7 protein-coding genes are annotated in these 19,635 nt (G+C 43.1%); all 7 read left to right on the top strand.

Annotated elements, in window-relative coordinates; genetic code table 11:
- Positions 1-23 precede the first annotated feature (23 nt).
- The gene (locus tag ACFEL9_RS04310; protein WP_385886442.1) at positions 24-7,247 is read left to right on the top strand and encodes a LamG-like jellyroll fold domain-containing protein; all 7,224 of its coding nucleotides are present in this window, start codon (positions 24-26) and stop codon (positions 7,245-7,247) included.
- A gap of 199 nt (positions 7,248-7,446) precedes the next feature.
- The gene (locus tag ACFEL9_RS04305; protein WP_385886440.1) at positions 7,447-11,574 is read left to right on the top strand and encodes a DUF4979 domain-containing protein; all 4,128 of its coding nucleotides are present in this window, start codon (positions 7,447-7,449) and stop codon (positions 11,572-11,574) included.
- Positions 11,575-11,932: 358 nt separating this feature from the next.
- Positions 11,933-13,144, top strand: coding sequence for a glycoside hydrolase family 88 protein (locus ACFEL9_RS04300; protein WP_385886438.1), 1,212 nt, complete (start codon positions 11,933-11,935; stop codon positions 13,142-13,144).
- A gap of 7 nt (positions 13,145-13,151) precedes the next feature.
- Positions 13,152-15,050, top strand: coding sequence for a glycoside hydrolase family 97 protein (locus tag ACFEL9_RS04295; protein ID WP_385886437.1), 1,899 nt, complete (start codon positions 13,152-13,154; stop codon positions 15,048-15,050).
- A 22-nt stretch (positions 15,051-15,072) separates the two neighbouring features.
- Complete coding sequence (locus ACFEL9_RS04290; RefSeq protein WP_385886435.1) at positions 15,073-16,755, top strand: GH39 family glycosyl hydrolase; 1,683 nt, start codon at positions 15,073-15,075, stop codon at positions 16,753-16,755.
- A gap of 40 nt (positions 16,756-16,795) precedes the next feature.
- The gene (locus ACFEL9_RS04285; protein ID WP_385886434.1) at positions 16,796-18,202 is read left to right on the top strand and encodes a sugar porter family MFS transporter; all 1,407 of its coding nucleotides are present in this window, start codon (positions 16,796-16,798) and stop codon (positions 18,200-18,202) included.
- A gap of 244 nt (positions 18,203-18,446) precedes the next feature.
- On the top strand, positions 18,447-19,376 hold the full coding sequence (locus tag ACFEL9_RS04280) for an ROK family protein (protein WP_385886432.1): 930 nt from the start codon (positions 18,447-18,449) through the stop codon (positions 19,374-19,376).
- The last annotated feature ends 259 nt before the right edge of the window (positions 19,377-19,635 follow it).

Here is a 19,635-nt window from a genome sequence, read left to right as displayed (position 1 = left end):
ACTAACTATCAAACATTGCTATTATGAAAGAAAATCTGACCCGGGGCAAGATGCATTCCGCTACCTCCCTGCTCTTGTTACACCTGCTCTTTATCATTTTTATCACCCTGTTTGCTCCGCTATGCGTGAGGTCGCAGACCTTCCAACATCCCGGCATACCATTTACAAAGTATGACCTTGAACAGTTGAAAGCCAATATTACAAAGGAGCCCTGGCTCTCGGCCTATAATGCTTTTAAAGGCGACTATCGTTCCCAACTTTCTTACAGCATGAGAGGGCCATTTGCTACAGTAACCCGTGCCCCGAATTTGAACAACGAGGCCTGGAAAACGGATATGGTGGCTATTCATAATCTCACCTTTATGTGGTGGTTTACCGGCGACTCCGCTTATGCCCGCAAGGCTACAAACATGCTGGATGCGTGGGCAATAACCAATAACGTTTGGGGTGGTAATGAATCCATGCTCGACATCGGTGATTTTGTGCAATACTGGGCTACTGCCGCTGATATATTGAAAAGCACTTTTCCTGGTTGGACGGACTCGAATACCGTCCATGTCAAGAATTATTTTGCCAATGTGCTTTATCCAACTTCGTTTGTACCTTATCAACTGCGTGATGCAAACAAAGGAGCCCTTCAGTTGAAAATAGCTTTAGCGGCAGCGGCTTTTTGTGATGATGTCACACGGTTCAACCAGGCTATTGACGTATATCGCATGGATGCCGGCGGCGGCATGCGCAACTCATTAACCAACGGCGAAGTAGGCGATGCCGGCCGTGACGACCACTGGCGTGTGCAGGCAGCAGCATTGGTTTGGGGTGCTGAAGTGGCTTATAAGCAAGGCATCGATATGTATGAAGAGTTGGATAAACGTGTTTTAGCTATTGGCGAGTTGTATAACAAATATTCATTTGAAGGTGATACCATGACCTTCATTCCCTTTGGCGGTTATGCTTCTTTCTGGACCAACTGGGGAATTCCAACAGGTTATAAGCAGGGAGACTATACGAACATTCTGCACGGAGCCTATAAGTTGCGCAAAGGTATTGCTACACCTTATAACGATATGATGCGGACAGCATTGGGAGGAGCAGGTGGAGATTTTCTTTACCTGAAATCTTCCGATACTTCAACCGCTACCGTTCTTCCTCCGGTGTATTATCCTGCAGAGCATGTACAGCCGGTAAGTCATTTAACCAATACAGATATTGGCAACCCCGGAATAGCAGGCAGTGCTTCTTACAACAACGGCGTGTGGACCGTAAAGGCAGCTGGCAATTCAACCAGCAGTGCATTCAATTATACATTTAAGAAGATGAGCGGAGATGCGGGCCTGGTGGTAAAGGTTGATAATATGTCTCTAAGTTCGGGCGGTTCCGGCGTCATGATCCGGCAGTCGCTGGCACCTGGTGCTCCCTTTTGGGACATCTACCTGTCAGCATCGGGTGGGGTAGGCAGGCATTGGCAGCCCAAAGCCCCTTGGTGGCTTAAGATAGAGAGGGTAGGCAACCGCATCTTTACTTATCATTCGCATGACGGTGTAAACTGGACGGGTCTCAATTGTTTTTATTCTGACAGTGGATATCCTACTGAACTCTATTATGGCTTTTATACTCTGTCTAACAATACTTCGGCTCTGAATACGACCAATTTTACCAATGTAGGTTTCAGCCAGGCTGCACCTGCCGGTTCTCCTGAAATCAGTAGCGCTACTTCCCTCACAACTACAGTTGGCGCTCCGTTTAATTATACTATTACGGCGAGCGGAACTCCCACAACATATAGTGCCAGTGGCTTGCCCGAAGGTTTATCCATTGATGCTGTAACTGGCGTTATATCAGGAACACCAACTGCAATGGGTCAAAGTGAGATAACATTAACTGCCACCAATGGCATTGGTACCGGTATGGCTACTTTAATGCTTAAGGTTATTGGCAGTGATATACCTGCCGTTCCCGATTCCCTGCTGGCAACAGTAGTTAATACCACGCAAATTAAACTTACCTGGAAGGCCTCTGCCAACGCTACCGGTTATTCGGTTAAACGTTCACTCACTCCGGGCGGACCTTATTCTCTTATTCAGAGTGGTATTAATGTCACCAGCTTTACCGATGCTGCTCCTGTTCCTGAAGTGAACAACTATTATGTGGTAACAGCTCTTACCGGTGAACTGGAAAGCGGAATTTCCAGCGAAGTATTTGGTTCTGTGCCACCGGCAATTCCCGGCAAGCCAGTAGTAACCAGCAAAAACGGGCAGGTAGACCTGACCTGGGCTACAGCTAACGGCGCCACTTCCTATAAAGTAAAACGTTCATTAACTACCGGCGGACCTTACACGGTTATTGCACAAGTTTCGGCGAACAGTTATTCTGATGTAAATGTCATCAACGGCACAGGGTATTATTATGTGGTTTCGTCTGCGGGCACCAGTCTTGAAAGTGCCAATTCATTAGAATCGTTCGGTGTACCTGGTTCTAATTCTTCTACATGGAGTACTGCTCCTGGTAGTGATCTATGGAGCGAAGCAGGCAACTGGGTGGAGAACAGCGTGCCGCAAAGCCCTGCTGTCATAACGTTCAAAAACACTGCAGATAGTGTTTTGACAAATAACCTGACAGGTCTCGAGGTTTCAAGAATGCTGTTCGATACAACAGCCAGCGCTTATACCGTCAATGGTAACAGCTTTACGCTGAAGACCGACCTGGTGAACATATCTTCCAATACACAAACCATCACAACACCTATTACAATTAATGAACAGGTGAATGTAACTGCTACTTCAACCATTAAATACACCGGTGTTCTGAGTGGCTCAGGAGGCTTGACAAAAAATGGCGGTGGTTGGCTTATGCTGTCGGGACAAAATACATACTCCGGTAATACTATCCTTAACGGGGTTGTTGCTATTCAGGCGCATGGTAAAGGAACATCAGGTGCACCAACATCAGGTCCGCTGGGCACAGGTAAAATCATTATGAACGGAGGCACCATACAATCCGGTGATAGTGCAGCTACCATCTATAATGATATTGAAGTTGTTGCCGGGAAACGAAGTTTTCTCAATCAAACTGTCAATTCCATGACGATTTATGGCAGGATTACAGGAAGTGGCACTTTGTGGGAAGATGGTAACGATTATCCGGGCATCAATCTTTATGGAGATAATAGCGGATTCACAGGAACATTTGTTGCAGCGCTTCGCAGCGGAAGAAACCGGGTTCGTTTTATGGTTCCGGAGGCCGGCAGTGCCAACGCATATTGGAATCTTGATGCAAATGGAATTGATTGCATAGGCATTGGTTTCAAGACAGGCACACTTCATTTTGGTGCGCTTTCTGGCCGTGGTTATATTCGTAATAATGGTGGCGGTACACCAACGATCAGCATTGGTGCATTAAATCAGTCAACATGGTTTGGTGGAACTATGGCTAATTATTTTGATGTTGTGAAAGTAGGTACAGGAACGCTGTTTTTTGGCGGTAACCACACTTATTGGGGAACTACCACCATCAAAGACGGTGCATTCCTTTTGAGCAATAGTTCAACTAATGGCGCTTTTGCAAGCCCGGTTGTGGACAGCAGCGGTATATTCGGAGGAACTGGTCTTAGCCAGGCATCTGTAACAATCGGTACGGGAACTTCCGCAACCGCTATGCTCGAACCCGGCAATGGCAGTATCGGTACGTTCACTACTACAAGCAGTCTCACACTCAATAGCAATGCAATCTATAATGTACAGGTAAGCACAAAAGATACAATAGCAGATAAAATAAAGGCCGGCACTGTTAATCTGGTGGGTTACCCAACACTATCAGTAGTCAATATGGATTCTGCTGCTCTGGCATTAGGAACCAACTTTACGATTATCGAAAACACCGGCAGTAATGCGGTAAAAGGCACTTTCAAAGATCTTCCCGAGTTAAGTCTTATAAAACTTGGCAACCATAATTTCCGCATTACTTATATCGGAGGTGATGGTAATGATGTTGTGCTGAGGGATGAACGTGTTGTGCCAATGACCATCGTAAGTGCTAAAGCAGATACTGCACTGGTGGGCAAGTCATACAGTTATACCATACAGGCTATTCATTCGCCAACCAGCTTTAATGCTGCAGGACTGCCTGATGGCCTGAGTGTAAATACATCAACCGGTGTAGTATCCGGTATACCAACTGTAAGCGGCAACTTTGCAATTGTTTTAACGGCAGCTAATGATACAGCTTCAGCAACAGATACACTGCGTCTTGCAGTATTGAAAACAGTAGTGGAAAATGTGCTGGCTGCCGAAGGCGATACTAGGGTGGTTTTAGAATGGAATCCCATTCTGAACCTGACGTATAACATCACACGTTCTACATCACAGTCTGGTCCGTTTACTTTGGTGGGCACTTCCACAACTGCAAGATTTGCGGATTCTCTGCTTACCAATGGCACTACCTATTATTACATTATATCAAGCATAGATGGAAGTGTAGAATATCCCGGAACTTCTCCAATAGCTGCTACTCCGCAATTGGGCCAATGGGATTATTATAAGTTTAACGACAGCACCGGTACAAAAGCTATTGATTCCTGGGGTGCCCGTCATGGTGCACTTACCGGCGGAGCTAGTTGGACAGACGGCCTTCAGGGTAAGGCTGTTAAATTGAATGGCAGTGGATATGTAACACTTCCAACAGCATTGATGAGTTCTGTCAATGATTTCACCATTGCTACATGGGCAAAGGTAGATGCGAGTGCAACCTGGGCACGGATTTTTGATTTTGGTTCAGGCACTACTAACTATATGTTCTTAACAGCAAGGGCAAGCAACGGCTATGTACGGTATGAAATTATCAATGGCGGTGTGGTACAGCAAATCAATAGTACTGTTGCCATTCCTGTTGGTGGCTGGCATCATTTTGCCGTAACGCTGGCAGGTACAGTGGGAATACTTTATGTTGATGGAGTTGAAATAGGACGTAATACTGCTATGACGAAAAAACCCTCTTCACTGGGCAATACCACACAGAACTGGATTGGCAAATCGCAATGGAGTAGCGATCCACTCTTCAATGGTTCGGTGGACGAGTTCAGAATTTACAATAAAGGTTTAAGTGCATCAGAAATATTGGCACTGGTTTACCAATCGGTACCGCCGCCCTCACCAATCAATCTTTCTGTTATTGGTGGTAATAATCAAATAGCATTGACATGGTCTGCACCAACGAGTGCTGCCGGCTATAATGTAAAACGTGCCGAAACTGCTGAAGGGCCTTTCACAACTATTGCGAACGTAACCAGCACTAGCTATGTTGATACTACGGCTGAAAATTGCAAAACCTATTTTTATGTAGTATCGGCAATTAACAGTGTAGGTGAAGGAACAAACTCATCGGTAGCAAGTCTTTCATTTGGTAAAAAGCTTACAGGTGCACTCATCGGTACAAACGGTTCATGGGGCAATAATGCTGCTACTACCAAAGCAGCAGCAGTGGATGGCAACCTTGCTACTTTCTTTGATGCTCCAACAGGTACAGCCTGGGTTGGATATGATTTGGGAGCAAACAATAACAATGTCATTACCCGGCTGAGATATGCGCCACGTGCCAATTTTGCACCTCGCATGGTAGGCGGCATGTTCCAGGGTTCTAATGTTGCAGATTTCAGTACTGCAACAACATTGTTCACTGTTACGGCCCAACCAACAGTTGGTGTTTATACAGAGCAGGCCATTGCAGATACTACAGCTTTCCGCTATGTCCGTTATATCTCTTCAAGCACCGGTTTTGGTAATGTTGCTGAAGTTGAATTTTACGGACTTCTTACCAGTGCACCACAGATATTGGCTAAGGCAGGTACACAAAACATTTGGTATGATTCATCATTCAATTATTCAATACAAGCCAGCAACAGACCAAACAGTTACAGTGCCGCAGGTTTGCCCGATGGCTTAACGCTGAATACCTGCAACGGTATTATTTCCGGTGCACCAACCACTGCAGGAACTTTTTCTGTAATACTTACTGCAGCAAATGATTGGGGTTCGGTAAATGATACAATGACACTGACGGTGTACAGATTTCCAACTGTTAAAACAAAGAACATCGAAGCAGCAGTGGGCGCAGATGGAAAAGCATTCATCACACCCCAACAAGTGGATGATGGTTCGATAGGTTATTCAGGAGTTCTGACATTAAGTTTAGACAAAACAGATTTCACTTGCGCTGATATTGGTTCACCAGTAACCGTAACGCTTACTGCAACAGATGCTGATGGGCATTCGGGTTCTGCTACGGCGCAGGTAACTGTTATTGATGATATGAAGCCAACTGTAACAATGCCATCAGCACAATTCTTCTGTTACAGTATTGCAGGTTCTTATACTGTTCCTTCATTGATTGCTACGGATAATTGTGGTATTGCCTCTGTTAGTTACAGTGTAAGTGGTGCTACTGTAAGAAGTGGCAATGGGTCAGATGCAAGCGGTTCATTTAATGCAGGTGAATCAACAATTGCGTGGACAGTAACAGATATTCATGGAAATGTAAGTACTGCAAGTACTGTTGTAACTGTAAATGCACAGCTTGCTGTTACCATTCCCGATGTATATGCATTAAGCGCAGGCGTTGATGCCAACACGATCTATACCGGCTATGGCGCTACATCGCTTGTCATTACTGCGTTACCTGCAGGTGGCAGTTCTCCCTATACGTATAGTTGGAACACTTCTCCGGTTACAACAACACAGGCAATTACTGTTACTACAGCAGGGACATACACTGTGACTGTAACAGATGCCAAAGGATGTGAGGCAACTGTCTCCATCACAATTAAAGTAGTTGATGTACGCTGCGGTAATAAAAACAAAAGCAGAATGGTGTGTCATAGTGGTAATTCGCTATGCGTTCCTTATGAAGATGTGCAGGATCATTTAAGCCACGGCGATGAGTTGGGAACTTGTTCGGGAACAGTAGCCAGCAGAACGGCCCAAATTTCAGCTAAAAGCGATTTGCGGGCTGGTATAAGCGATGGCGCTATTGTTATTTATCCTAATCCCGTTATCAGCAATTTGAAAGTTAATGTAAGTAAGCTGGAACCAAATGCCGCTATAGAATTATACAATGCATATGGTGCAATGGTAGGTTCATACCGTTTAACAAATCTTACGCAGGAAATTTCAATGAAAGGATTTGCGGCTGGTGTATATTTTATAAAAGTAAAAAATGGCAACAGCCTGGTAACACAAAAAATAATGAAGCTGTAAAAAAAGACAGTAAGACTTTCGGCAAACAAACATTTTTATATGACAAGTACAGAAGGGGTTTCTGCCCCTTCTGTTTAAAAAAACAGAACACATACGGCTAATTAAAACAACCAACGATTTTGTCATGACCCTTTTTACCCAACATAAAATCTTTCTGCAATGCGCTTTAACATCGCAATCAAAAAGCGGGTTTAAAAAATTGCAGATCTCTTTTTATTTATTACTCATTCTTGTTTCACTACTGTGTCAAAAAACAGTATTGGCACAGGATGGGCTGATCAACGATAATTTTTCTACAGGAAACAATTTTAACTGGACAACTGCTACAAGCGGTGCGACAGGCCAGGTAGTGAACGGCCAATTTGTAATTACTGCCGCCTTGCAAAGCAGCGGAAAATATCGCGGCGATTTTCAAAAGACTGGTGGCACAACTCTACATGCAGGTAACTATCCTATTGTTGCCATCAAAATAAACAAGCCTCCGAGATGTAACTGGTTTTTTGATACCAACCTGGGTTCATATAATAACTCCAATAACAATTCCACTAAAATTGTAACCGATAGTGGAAATGTTTATTACTGGGATTTGTCAACTGGTAAACTTGGCAGCACTGTGCTATCGTTGACGCAACCAACCACAGTCAGTTTGTTTCAATTCAAAATCGCAGACATTGTATTTTCTTCTGCTGAATTGGCTGCCGGAGATTATTCTTACGAAATAGACTGGGTAAAAACTTTTAGCTCGGTAGATGAGCTGAGAGCTTTTGTGAATCCTTCAGGGACGTCCAATCCAGTATTTGAATATAACGGCGCATTTGCGCATCCGGGGTTGCTTCATACTAATGCAGATTTAACCAGGATCAAAGATTTAGTGACACGGCAGGTGTCGAGACCTTATAAAAGTTATCAGCTATTGCTGGCTTCCAGCCGTTCATCTTTTAATTATACCAAGGCTGGCCCGTTTAAATACCTGACCCGTGATGCTTCCCTTACCATTGAAACACCTTCCGGCACTGCTGCTGGTGGAACAGTAAAGAATGGCGTGGAAAGCGATTTTTTAGCGGCTTACTACAATGCCTTAATGTGGAATATTACAGGCAATGAAGCACATGCTCTTAAGGCGATAGAAATTTTGGATGCTTATTCTGCTTATACGGTTGGCATTATTGGCGCCGATGCTGAATTGAACGGTTTGTATGGTTTTATGCTGGCCAATGCAGCGGAACTTATGCGTCATACCTATCCATCCTGGGCACAGGATAAAGTGCTGCAATGTGAGAACATGCTTAAAAATGTATTTTATCCCACGCTGCAAAACTTCAGACCCTGTGCACATGGTAATTGGGATATAATCTGTATGAAAGCACTAATGGCCATTGCGGTATTCAGTAACGACAATGCCATGTTCAATAAAGTAGTCAACTATTTTTATTATGGCGAAGGAAATGGCAGTATTAAAAATTATGTATTGACGGATGCCGGTCAGTTGCAGGAAAGCAACCGCGACCAGCCTCACACCATGCTGGCTATTGGTTCAATGGCCGAACTGGCCGAGGTAGCGTTGAAGCAGGGATTTGATTTGTACTCGGCAAACAATAACGCCATTATGCGTGGTTATGAATATACAGCCAAATACAATTTGGGTTATGATGTGCCGTATCAAACCAGTTATGATTATTGCGAAAAAAATTACCAGGACTATACTCCGGAATCAATCTCTTCAAATGGCCGTGGAAATTTCCGCGCCGTTTTTGAGATCGGCTATAGCCATTATGTATATCGCAGGAGCAAGGCTATGCCTTACACCCTGGAAGCGTTAGCGACTGTTATCGGTCCGGAAGGTGCTCCTTTTGGTGCTGACAATCCGGGTTATGGTTCTTTGTTCTTTTATTTGAATCCGGATAGCAATTATGTATTTGCCGGCGGAAGTAACGGAAACAATTCGGCGGGCCTGATCAATGATAATTTCAACGGTTATGCGGATGGCTGGATTGCAGCCACAAGTGGCGCAGTTGCCACCATTGGTTCGCAAGAGATAACCATCACCATGAAAAAACAAACCAATGGCACGTATCGCGGCGATTTTAAAAGAAGTGCAGGAGCTGTGTTGCATGCAGGCAACTATCCCATACTGGCTATTAAAATGAAAAAGCCACCGGTGGTAAACCTGACCTTCGATACGAATTTGGGTGCTTATGGAAACGGTGCCAATAAGTGGACAGGTAAAGTAAGTTCCGATATTTATTATTACGATCTCACCAAGGGTTTTGGTTCTGCACCCAATTTTCTTTCTACCGCTGGTCAAACCAGTTTAAGTACGTTCCAGTTCAAGGTAGCAGATGTTCCGGCAGGTGGCGATACTACTTATACGGTAGATTGGGTAAAAACCTTTAAAAGTTTAAATGATGTTTTGGCCTTTGATCCTAATACAGGTTTGATCAATGATAATTTTAGTTCGGGCACCGATGGTTGGTTAGCCGCAACATCAGGTTCTTCTGCTGTAGCAGAAAATGGGCAACTAAGAATAACCCTGGCGCAACAATCCAGCGGTAGTTATCGGGGTGATATTAAAAGAACAGCGGGGGCTACGCTGTATGCGGGCAATTATCCCATTGTAGCGGTTAAACTAAAGAAGCCAGCCGTAGTAAATTTGACTTTTGATACCAACCTCGGTTCTTTTGGTAACGGTTCTAATAAGTACACTGGTAAAGTCGGTGAGAATATTTTTTATTTTGATCTTACAAAAACAGGATTTGGTTCCGGCAATACACTATTGACTAATCCTACGGCCTTGACTTTATTCCAGTTTAAAGTGGCTGATATTACTTCGGGAGAATTGAGCTACCAGGTGGATTGGGTAAAAACAGCAAAGACGGTTGACGAACTGCAAAGCTTTGTTGTACCCATGTATCAAACCATCACCTTTCCCGCAATAGCGGAAAAGAAAGTTGGCGATGAAGATTTTTCTCCTGCAACCGCCAGCTCAGGTTTGCCAGTAACTTACAGTACTTCCGATACATCAGTTGCTAAAATTATAAATGGAGTAATACATATTGTGGGCGCAGGCACAACGGAAATAACTGCATCGCAGCCCGGAGATAATAGTTATTACGCTGCCGATGCAGTGAAGCGGATGCTTACGGCGTTTTTGCCACCGGTTGTAAAAGCAAAAAATATACAAATAGCGGTGGATGAAAATGGCAACGCTTCTATTTCGCCTGAACAACTGGATAGCGGTTCTGTCAGCTTTAACGGAGCATTGACCTTAAGCATTGACAAATCTGCGTTTCGTTGTTCCGATATTGGTACTCCTGTTACGGTAACACTTACGGGGACGGATGAAAAAGGATATGTGAATACTGCAACGGCAACCGTTACGGTTATAGATGATAAAAAGCCGGTGCTGGTTTTATTGTCTGAACAGTTCTTTTGCTATAACGCAACGGGTTCTTACCCCGTTCCCGCTCTCCAGGCAACTGATAATTGTGCTATTGCCTCTGTAAGTTATGCGATCAGTGGCGCTACCACGAGAAGCGGTTCAGGAACAGATGCAAGCGGTTTGTTTAATGCAGGCCAGTCTGTCATAACATGGACGGTTACCGATGTTCATAGTAATGTAGAAACGGTTACTACTAATGTAACAGTAAATGCACCTCTTACCGCAAGCATCCCTGATATATATGCCATGAACCCTGAAGTGGATTTGAAGAACACCCTTTACCTGGGTTACGGTCCTTCCTCTCTTGACCTTCATGCAATGGCCAATGGTGGGACAGAGCCCTATACTTACCAATGGAGTTCTGGTGCAACTACGTCGTCCTTACTGGTAAGCTCAGCAGGAACTTATAGCGTGACAGTTACAGATCAAAAGGGCTGCGTACAAACGACATCTATTACAATACAGCTATTGGATGTACGCTGCGGCAATGGAAGTGATAAAGTTATGATCTGTCACAATAGTAAAACGATATGTATCGCATCTGCCGACGTACAGGATCATTTGAATCACGGCGATTATTTGGGAACCTGCAATGCTATCGCTTCCCGTTCGGCAAATACAAATACAGCAGTTGCATCAGTAGAACCAATTAACGAAGGCACGATAGTTTATCCAAATCCTGTCGCAGACAGGCTGACTATTAAAGTGGACAGGTTGCAGGAAGGCGCTTTGGTGAATGTGTACAATGTAAATGGAGCGGTGGTTGCATCGGCAAGGTTGACCAATGCCACACAAAGTCTTCCTGTACAAACACTGGCTGCAGGCATATACTATGTGCAGGTAATAAATGGCAGTGTTATTACTACGGAGAAAATTGTAAAACAATAAAAGAACCAACATATGAAAAACCAAATAGTACGTATGAGGCAAACAAGACTGGGACTAAATCGTGGGGTTGGCAATAATTACTAGAAAGGATTCATCAGGGCAGCAGTTTTTTCATAATCAGTTTAGCAGTTGATCGTTTCAATGGCTGCCCTTGATGAGTTCACAATAAAGTCTATGACAGGCGCCAAAAAATACTACCTGCATAGACTTTATATTTTATAACATTCAAAAACATAAAACCATTTCCTAATATCTTTAAACGACAATGATGTCAGAACCGGTATTGATGTTATGTTTTTTGATAGCTTGTGTCTTTTTTGAACTACCCGCATCACTCTTTGTAAAAAATTGAATTGAAATGAGATCATTTTTTATCATATTACTGCTTTGGATATCGTTTGCTTCCTGCAAAACGGATTCGCCTCAGCCTGGTGTCAACAGGGAGATTGAATATTGCCTGGCCCAGGCATCGAAAACGACCGGTACATTGAAAGATTCGTCCCTCATACCACGCAGCATCGCCAATGGAAAAACAGAATGGCGGTTTGTGAACTATCGCGACTGGACAAGCGGCTTCTGGCCGGGTATTCTTTGGTATGCATACGAATACTCAAAGGACGATAAATGGAAGAAAGAAGCGGCCCGTTTTTCTTCCGTACTCAAACCCCTTGTTGATTCGGCAGCTATTGATCATGATCTCGGCTTTCAGGTTTTTTGCAGCATTGGTAATGGATACAGGCTGACAAATGATTCATCTTATAAAACAATTTTGCTGAGAGCTGCCGATACCCTTTCTAAACTATACAATCCAAAAGTAGGAACCATTTTATCATGGCCGAGGGAAGTGCCGGGTGTTGACTGGCCTTTGCGTCACAACACTATTATGGATAACATGATCAATCTTGAACTGTTATTCTGGGCTGCGAAGAATGGTGGCAGTAAAAGTTTATATGATATAGCAGTGAAGCATGCGGAAACAACCATGCAGAATCATTTTCGTGATGATCACAGTTCTTATCATGTAGTGGTGTATGATACCGCAACTGGTAAGAAAATAAAAGGCATCACACACCAGGGATACAACGACAGCAGCATGTGGGCAAGAGGACAAAGCTGGGCCATCTATGGTTATACAATGGTTTACCGGGAAACAAAGGATCCGAAGTTTTTAGATTTTGCTCAAAAGGTAACAGATGTTTATCTGAAAAATCTTCCCGGCGATTTGATTCCTTACTGGGATTTTAATGATCCTGCTACTCCCAATGTTCCCAAAGATGCATCGGCTGCCAGTGTGGTAGCTTCAGCTTTGCTGGAACTATCGACATTTGTTGCCGATAAAATGAAATCAGAAGAATACAGGAGTAAAGCAGAGAAAATGCTGGCAACTCTTTCATCGGATGAATATCAAAGCCGGAATGTGAATAATGCCTTTCTGCTGCACAGCACCGGTCATAAGCCAAATGGTGGCGAGATAGACGTTTCTATTATTTATGCAGATTATTATTATATAGAAGCCCTGTTGCGTCTTAAGAAATTGCAGGAAGGAAAAACTATTTTTGAAAAGCTATAAGAATCTAATGAAAACATTTTTCACTATACTTATTTTTTTACTTGTTTTAGCTGATGTATCCGGCCAGCACATTATTGATTCCACTAAAACAACGGTGGCATCCCCGGATAAGAATTACACTGTTTCTTTTTATCAGAAAAAAAATATGGATGGCACAAGAACCATGTTTTATAAAGTTGATTTTAAAAATCAACCCGTGATTCATGAATCGGTATTGGACATTCAGCTTGACAATAATCTTTCTGAAAGAGCAATGGCGCTGCCGGTTGACCGGCATGCGAAGTGGTGTGAGAATTTAACAGTTAAAAAAATCAATTCTTCATCGTTTGATACTTCATGGATTCCTGTTTATGGAGAAAGAAATAAAATCAGGGATCATTATAATGCAGTGACCATTGAAATGATCAAAGATGACAATCCCATTTACTTAATGAATGTGGAAATAAGAGCTTATAATGAAGGGGTGGCTTTGCGATATTTTTTTCCTGAAAATAGTAAAGGAACTTATTACCGGGTGATGGGTGAGAACACGGAATTCAGTTTGCCCGAAGGAACAAAAGCGTGGCATCATTCATGGGCTCAGGCGCCGTACAAATTATTGCCGTTAAACAACTGGCCTGATGAAAGTGAAAGACCGTTGACACTGCAGTTACCCAATGGATGGTTTGCCTGTCTTGCAGAAGCACAGATGGTGGACTATGCAAGAACCAAATTTAAACTGAGCAATGAAAAACCAAATACAGTTCTTACATCCATGTACACGCCGGCCGACCTGATCTCACCTTTCGCTACACCGTGGAGGGTGATCATGGTGGCGGAAAAAGCCGGCGACCTTGTTGAGAACAATGATCTTTTATTGAATTTAAATGAACCTTCAAAAATCAAAGATTTTAGTTGGATAAAGCCCGGCAAGATCATACGGGTGATGACGCAAACAACCAAAGATGCCTTTGAAAACATTGACTTTGCCGAAAAGCATAACCTGCAATACATTTTGTTCGACTGGAAGTGGTACGGGCCTTCCTTTACTTTCAATTCCGACGCTACGAAGGTCGCCATCCCTGATTTTGATCTGCCTGCTATTATTCAATACGGAAAAGAAAAAGGTGTTGGTGTTTGGCTGTACTGTAACCTGCAGGGATTGTATGCACAATCTGATTCGTTGTTCAGGGTGTATAAGGAATGGGGCGTAAAAGGAGTGAAATTTGGATTTGTACAGGTGGGCTCGCATCGCTGGACAACATGGATCGAAGAAATGTTTAAGAAATGCGCCGGGAACCAAATAATGGTAAATGTACATGATGACTGGCGACCCACCGGAGAACAAAGAACATGGCCCAACTTAATGACAGCGGAAGGTATAAGAGGCAACGAAGAAATGCCGGATGCCACACACAATACTGTTCTTCCTTTTACAAGATATATTGCCGGGGCAGCTGATTATACTATTTGTTATTACGATAAAAGAATAAAAACAACACATGCTCATCAATTGGCATTAGCAGCTATTTATTATAGCCCGTTGCAAACATTGTACTGGTACGATAAGCCAGTTTACAGCAACAATGAACCCGAGCTGGAATTCTGGGATAAGATACCCGTCTCATGGGACGAAACAAAAGTATTGCAGGGTAGACCCGGCGAATTTGTTTCCACGGCAAGGAGAAAAGGCGATGACTGGTTTGTAGGAACCATTACAAATGATGATTCAAGAACACTGAAGTTATCTTTTGATTTTTTACCGAAAGGAAAAAAATATACAGCAAGCTTTTATAGCGATGATGATGCCGTGCAAACAAAGACCAAAGTGAAAGTGGAACGAAAAACAATAACATCAGCAACAATGATGGAAGTGAAGTTGAAGGCGTCGGGCGGTCAGGCTGTATGGATAACACCAGTTAAATAATATATTGCCGAAAAATTTTCTTATGAGGAAAAAATATTTTGTTTCAATCGTTTTTTTATTTGCAATACTTACAAAGGCCATGACTCAGCCTGATGTATGGCAGATAAATGTTGATTTAAAAAAACAAGGCAAGCCATTAAAACCTGTATGGGCTCATTTCGGTTATGATGAACCGAACTACACCTATATGAAAGATGGGAAAAAACTGTTGAGTGAAATTGCAGCATTAAGTCCCGTGCCGGTGTATGTAAGATGTCATAATCTCTTAACCACCGGCGATGGAACGGCTGCATTGAAATGGGGTTCTACAAATGCGTACACGGAAGATGCCAATGGCAATCCCGTTTACGACTGGCGCATTGTGGACAGCATTGTTGATACTTACATTCAAAGAGGGATGAAACCGCTCGTTGAAATTGGTTTTATGCCCGAAGCGATGTCAACACATCCGCAACCTTATCGTCACTACTGGAAACCCGGCGTGAAGTACGACAGCATTTATACCGGCTGGACTTATCCCCCGAAGGACTATGAAAAGTGGGGCGAACTGATTTATCAATGGGTAAAGCATTCCATTAAGCGCTATGGTGAAGCTGAAGTAAAAACATGGTTGTGGGAAGTGTGGAATGAACCCAACATCGGCTACTGGAAGGGCACACAGGAAGAATTTTTTATGATCTATGATTATGCAGCCGATGCAGTGAAAAGAGCTTTGCCTGCTGCACTCATTGGCGGACCTTCTACCACTGGCCCCGGATGGGATAAAGCGGCAGGCTGGTTAAAAATTTTTTTACTGCATTGTGCTGAAGGTAAAAATTATGCAACGGGAAAGAAAGGAGTTCCACTGGATTTCATCAGCTTTCATGCAAAAGGTAGTCCGAAAGTGGTGAGTGGTCATGTGCAGATGAATATGGCGCCGCAGTTGAAAGATGTGGCCAAAGGTTTTGAAATAGTAGCTGCATCCCCATTTAAACAGTTACCCATCTTCATTACTGAATTTGATCCCGAAGGCTGTGCCGCCTGCGGTATGACTACCAATCCTGAAAATGCTTATCGCAACGGCACCATGTATTCAAGTTATACGGCTTCGTCTTTTGCCCGCTTATATGATCTTGCTGAAAAATATAAGGTAAACTTAGAAGGCGCCACCAGTTGGTCATTTGAATTTGAAAATCAAAAATGGTTTGATGGCTTTCGTGATCTTGCTACCAATGGTATTGATAAACCTGTGCTGAACGTATTCCGCATGTATGGTTTGATGAAAGGCAACAGGATAAACGTGCAAAATGCCAATGAAATTTTGCTGGATAGTTTATTAAAAAACAGTATTCGTGGCAATCAGCCGGACATCCATGCACTGGCTACCGCTGATAAAACATCCACATCCGTGATGGTTTGGAATTATCATGATGCTGATGTAACAGATGAACCATCACCTGTAAAACTTATTATCAAAAATATTCCTGCTAAGAAAGTATTGCTACAGCATTACCGCATAGATGCTAACCATAGCAATGCTTATGAGGTTTGGAAAAAAATGGGTTCGCCGCAAAACGTAACCGAAGAGCAGTATAAAATTTTGGAGACAGAAGGGCAATTGCAATTGTTGCAATCACCTTCCTGGATAAGCACGGCAAAAGGAGAAGCAGTAATTGAGCTGTCGCTCCCACGCCAGGGCGTATCATTAATAAAGTTGGATTATTGAGAAATCATGATTAAAGCATATCTTTTTTAAAATTATCATTATGCAAATACAAGCAAGCGACGCCGGCGCATCTGTGACGGTAAAAGGCTCTTCCAATCTTTTTGGTATTTCATTGATAGCTGCGCTGGCCGGATTTATTTTCGGTTTTGATACCGTGGTGATCTCCGGCGCCAACCAACCTATCAAAGACCTTTGGCATACTACGGAAATTTCTCCGTGGTTTCATGGTTTCTTTATTATGTCAATGGCCCTGTGGGGTACTGTAGTTGGCGCAATATTTGGCGGCATACCCACCGATAAATTTGGCAGGAAGAAAGTTCTGTTCTGGATTGGAATATTTTTTAGTGTGTCGGCAATCGGTTCTGCGCTTGCGCCCGATCCATATACGTTTTCGTTCTTTCGATTTATGGGTGGCTTGGGTATCGGCGTTTCTTCTGTTGCTGCGCCTGCTTATGTTTCGGAGATTTCTACCCCGGCGACAAGAGGCCGCCTCGTTGCTATGTACCAGTTCAACATTGTATTCGGAATATTGATCGCTTTCCTTTCCAATTATTTTCTAAAAGGAGTGGGAGGTGAAAATGACTGGCGTTGGATGCTTGGTGTAATGGCAATCCCTTCGTTGCTATATACATTGATGGTAACGAGTATCCCCGAAAGCCCGCGGTGGCTGCTGTCAAGGAAGAATGATACGGCCGGTGCCAAAAAAGTATTTGAAAGAATAGGTGTTGCTAATGCTGATGAAGTGATTGAATCGGTAAAGGAAGGCATCCGGCATGAAACTTCAAACGGACATGATATTGGATTTTTTCATCGCAGGCATAAAACAATTTTGTGGCTCGCCTTCATGATCGCATTTTTCAATCAATGGTCGGGCATCAATTTCATTTTATATTATGCGCCGGAGATATTGGAAAGGGCCGGGCTTGCCTCTGTCGATTCATTGAAAAATTCCATTTATATCGGCGGCACCAATCTCATTTTTACATTTGTTGGTTTATACCTGATTGACAGGCTGGGAAGAAAAACATTATTGATCATTGGCTCATTAGGTTATATCCTTAGTCTGGCATTGGTAGCTTATGCATTTAAGGCATCAGCAGGTCCCGCCTTCTTGCTTACATTCTTGTTGCTGTTTATTGCATCGCATGCTATCGGGCAGGGCGCCGTGATCTGGGTTTTTATTGCGGAAATTTTTCCCAATAAAATAAGAGCAAGGGGCCAATCTTTCGGAGCAAGTACACACTGGGTATTTGCAGCCATTATCACATTGATCACTCCTGTTTTTTTGGATGAAACTAATGGGATATATAAAGACAATCCCTGGCCCATATTTGCCTTTCTTGCATTTATGATGTGTCTTCAGTTGATTTGGGTATTGACAAAAATGCCTGAAACAAAAGGAGTGTCGCTGGAAGAATTGGAAATGAAATTGGTAAAAGAAGAGTGAATAGTGAATAGTCAAAAGTCAATAGTCAATAGTCAATAGTCAATAGTGAAAGTGGTTTACTGATTACTCACCACTCATGTTTTACTTAACATACTTAAAACTTAAATAATCATACGATGAAATGAACCATACAAATTTTCGGGCAAAATCATACTCCCGATAGTCCTGAGCTTGTCGAAGGATCGGGTGATGAAAATTCTTATGGTGAATTTCATTTGGCCAATAAACAATAAAAAATATACAAATGAAACTATGGGGTATTGACCTGGGCGGAACAAAGATTGAATGTGCCGTACTGAATGAAGATATGAGTGTTATCATTCGCAAACGCATACCTACTGAAGCACAGAAAGGGTATAAACATATTCTGTGGCAGGTGCTGAAGCTGGTGGATGAAGTGGCGGAAGCAATAAATGAAAGACCGGATAGGGTTGGTTTTGCCACACCAGGTATGCTGGAACCCGAAACGCAAACAATGAAAAATTGCAATACGGTTTGCATGAATGGCCAGGCAATGAAAGATGATTTGGAGAATGTTTTAAATGCGCCGGTAAGGATCGCCAATGATGCCAACTGTTTCGCCCTTGCCGAGGCATTGATGGGAGCGGGGAAAAATTATCCCGATGCAAAACTGGTGTTTGGCGTTATCATGGGTACCGGTGTCGGTGGAGGATTGGTGGTAAATAATGAGATCATTGAAGGAAGACAGGGGCTCGGCGGCGAATGGGGGCATAATATTTTAGAAGAAGGTGGTGCTCCCTGTTATTGTGGGAAGAAGGGTTGCGTAGAACAGGTGATCAGTGGCGTTGCGCTGGAAAATTTTTATGAAAAAATTTCCGGTGTGCATTTAAAACTTTCTGAGATATACCAGCGTCACCAGCTCGGAGCCGATACCTATGCGACGGCAACAATCAAACGACTGCTGGAATATTATGGCAGGGCTATTTCCACTTTGGTCAATGTGATTGATCCCGACCTGATCGTTATCGGTGGCGGCGTGGGTAATATTGACCTGCTTTATACAGAAGGTTATGAACGCATCAAAAAATATGTGTTTAATGATGGCCGGCTTTCTACACCGATAGTAAAACCATTGCTCGGCGACAGTGCCGGAGTATTTGGGGCAGCATTGTTGTGGCAAAAAACAGCCGCTCCTGCAGGCATAACTCATTAAAAATTACCCATTGTTTCCGAATGAAATGAGACATAAAATTTTCGGGACAAATTATCCGGATAGCTATCGGGACCGCCAATGCAAATTTTATGTCGAACCTGTCTGCCGGCAGATGGATTCAATTAGCTGTCCCGAAACATTTCGGGATGACAAACAACACAATAGAAATTAACACATGAAACGTCCATGATAAAATTTTCATGTTTATCACACAGGATTCCGTCGCGGCGGATTATCATGGTAAGTTCCATCTGACTAA

This window comes from Terrimonas alba, from assembly GCF_042434975.1.
Lineage (GTDB): Bacteria > Bacteroidota > Bacteroidia > Chitinophagales > Chitinophagaceae > Terrimonas_B > Terrimonas_B alba.
The sequence above is the reverse complement of the archived record's forward strand: the minus strand, read 5'-3'. Positions and strand labels throughout refer to the sequence as shown.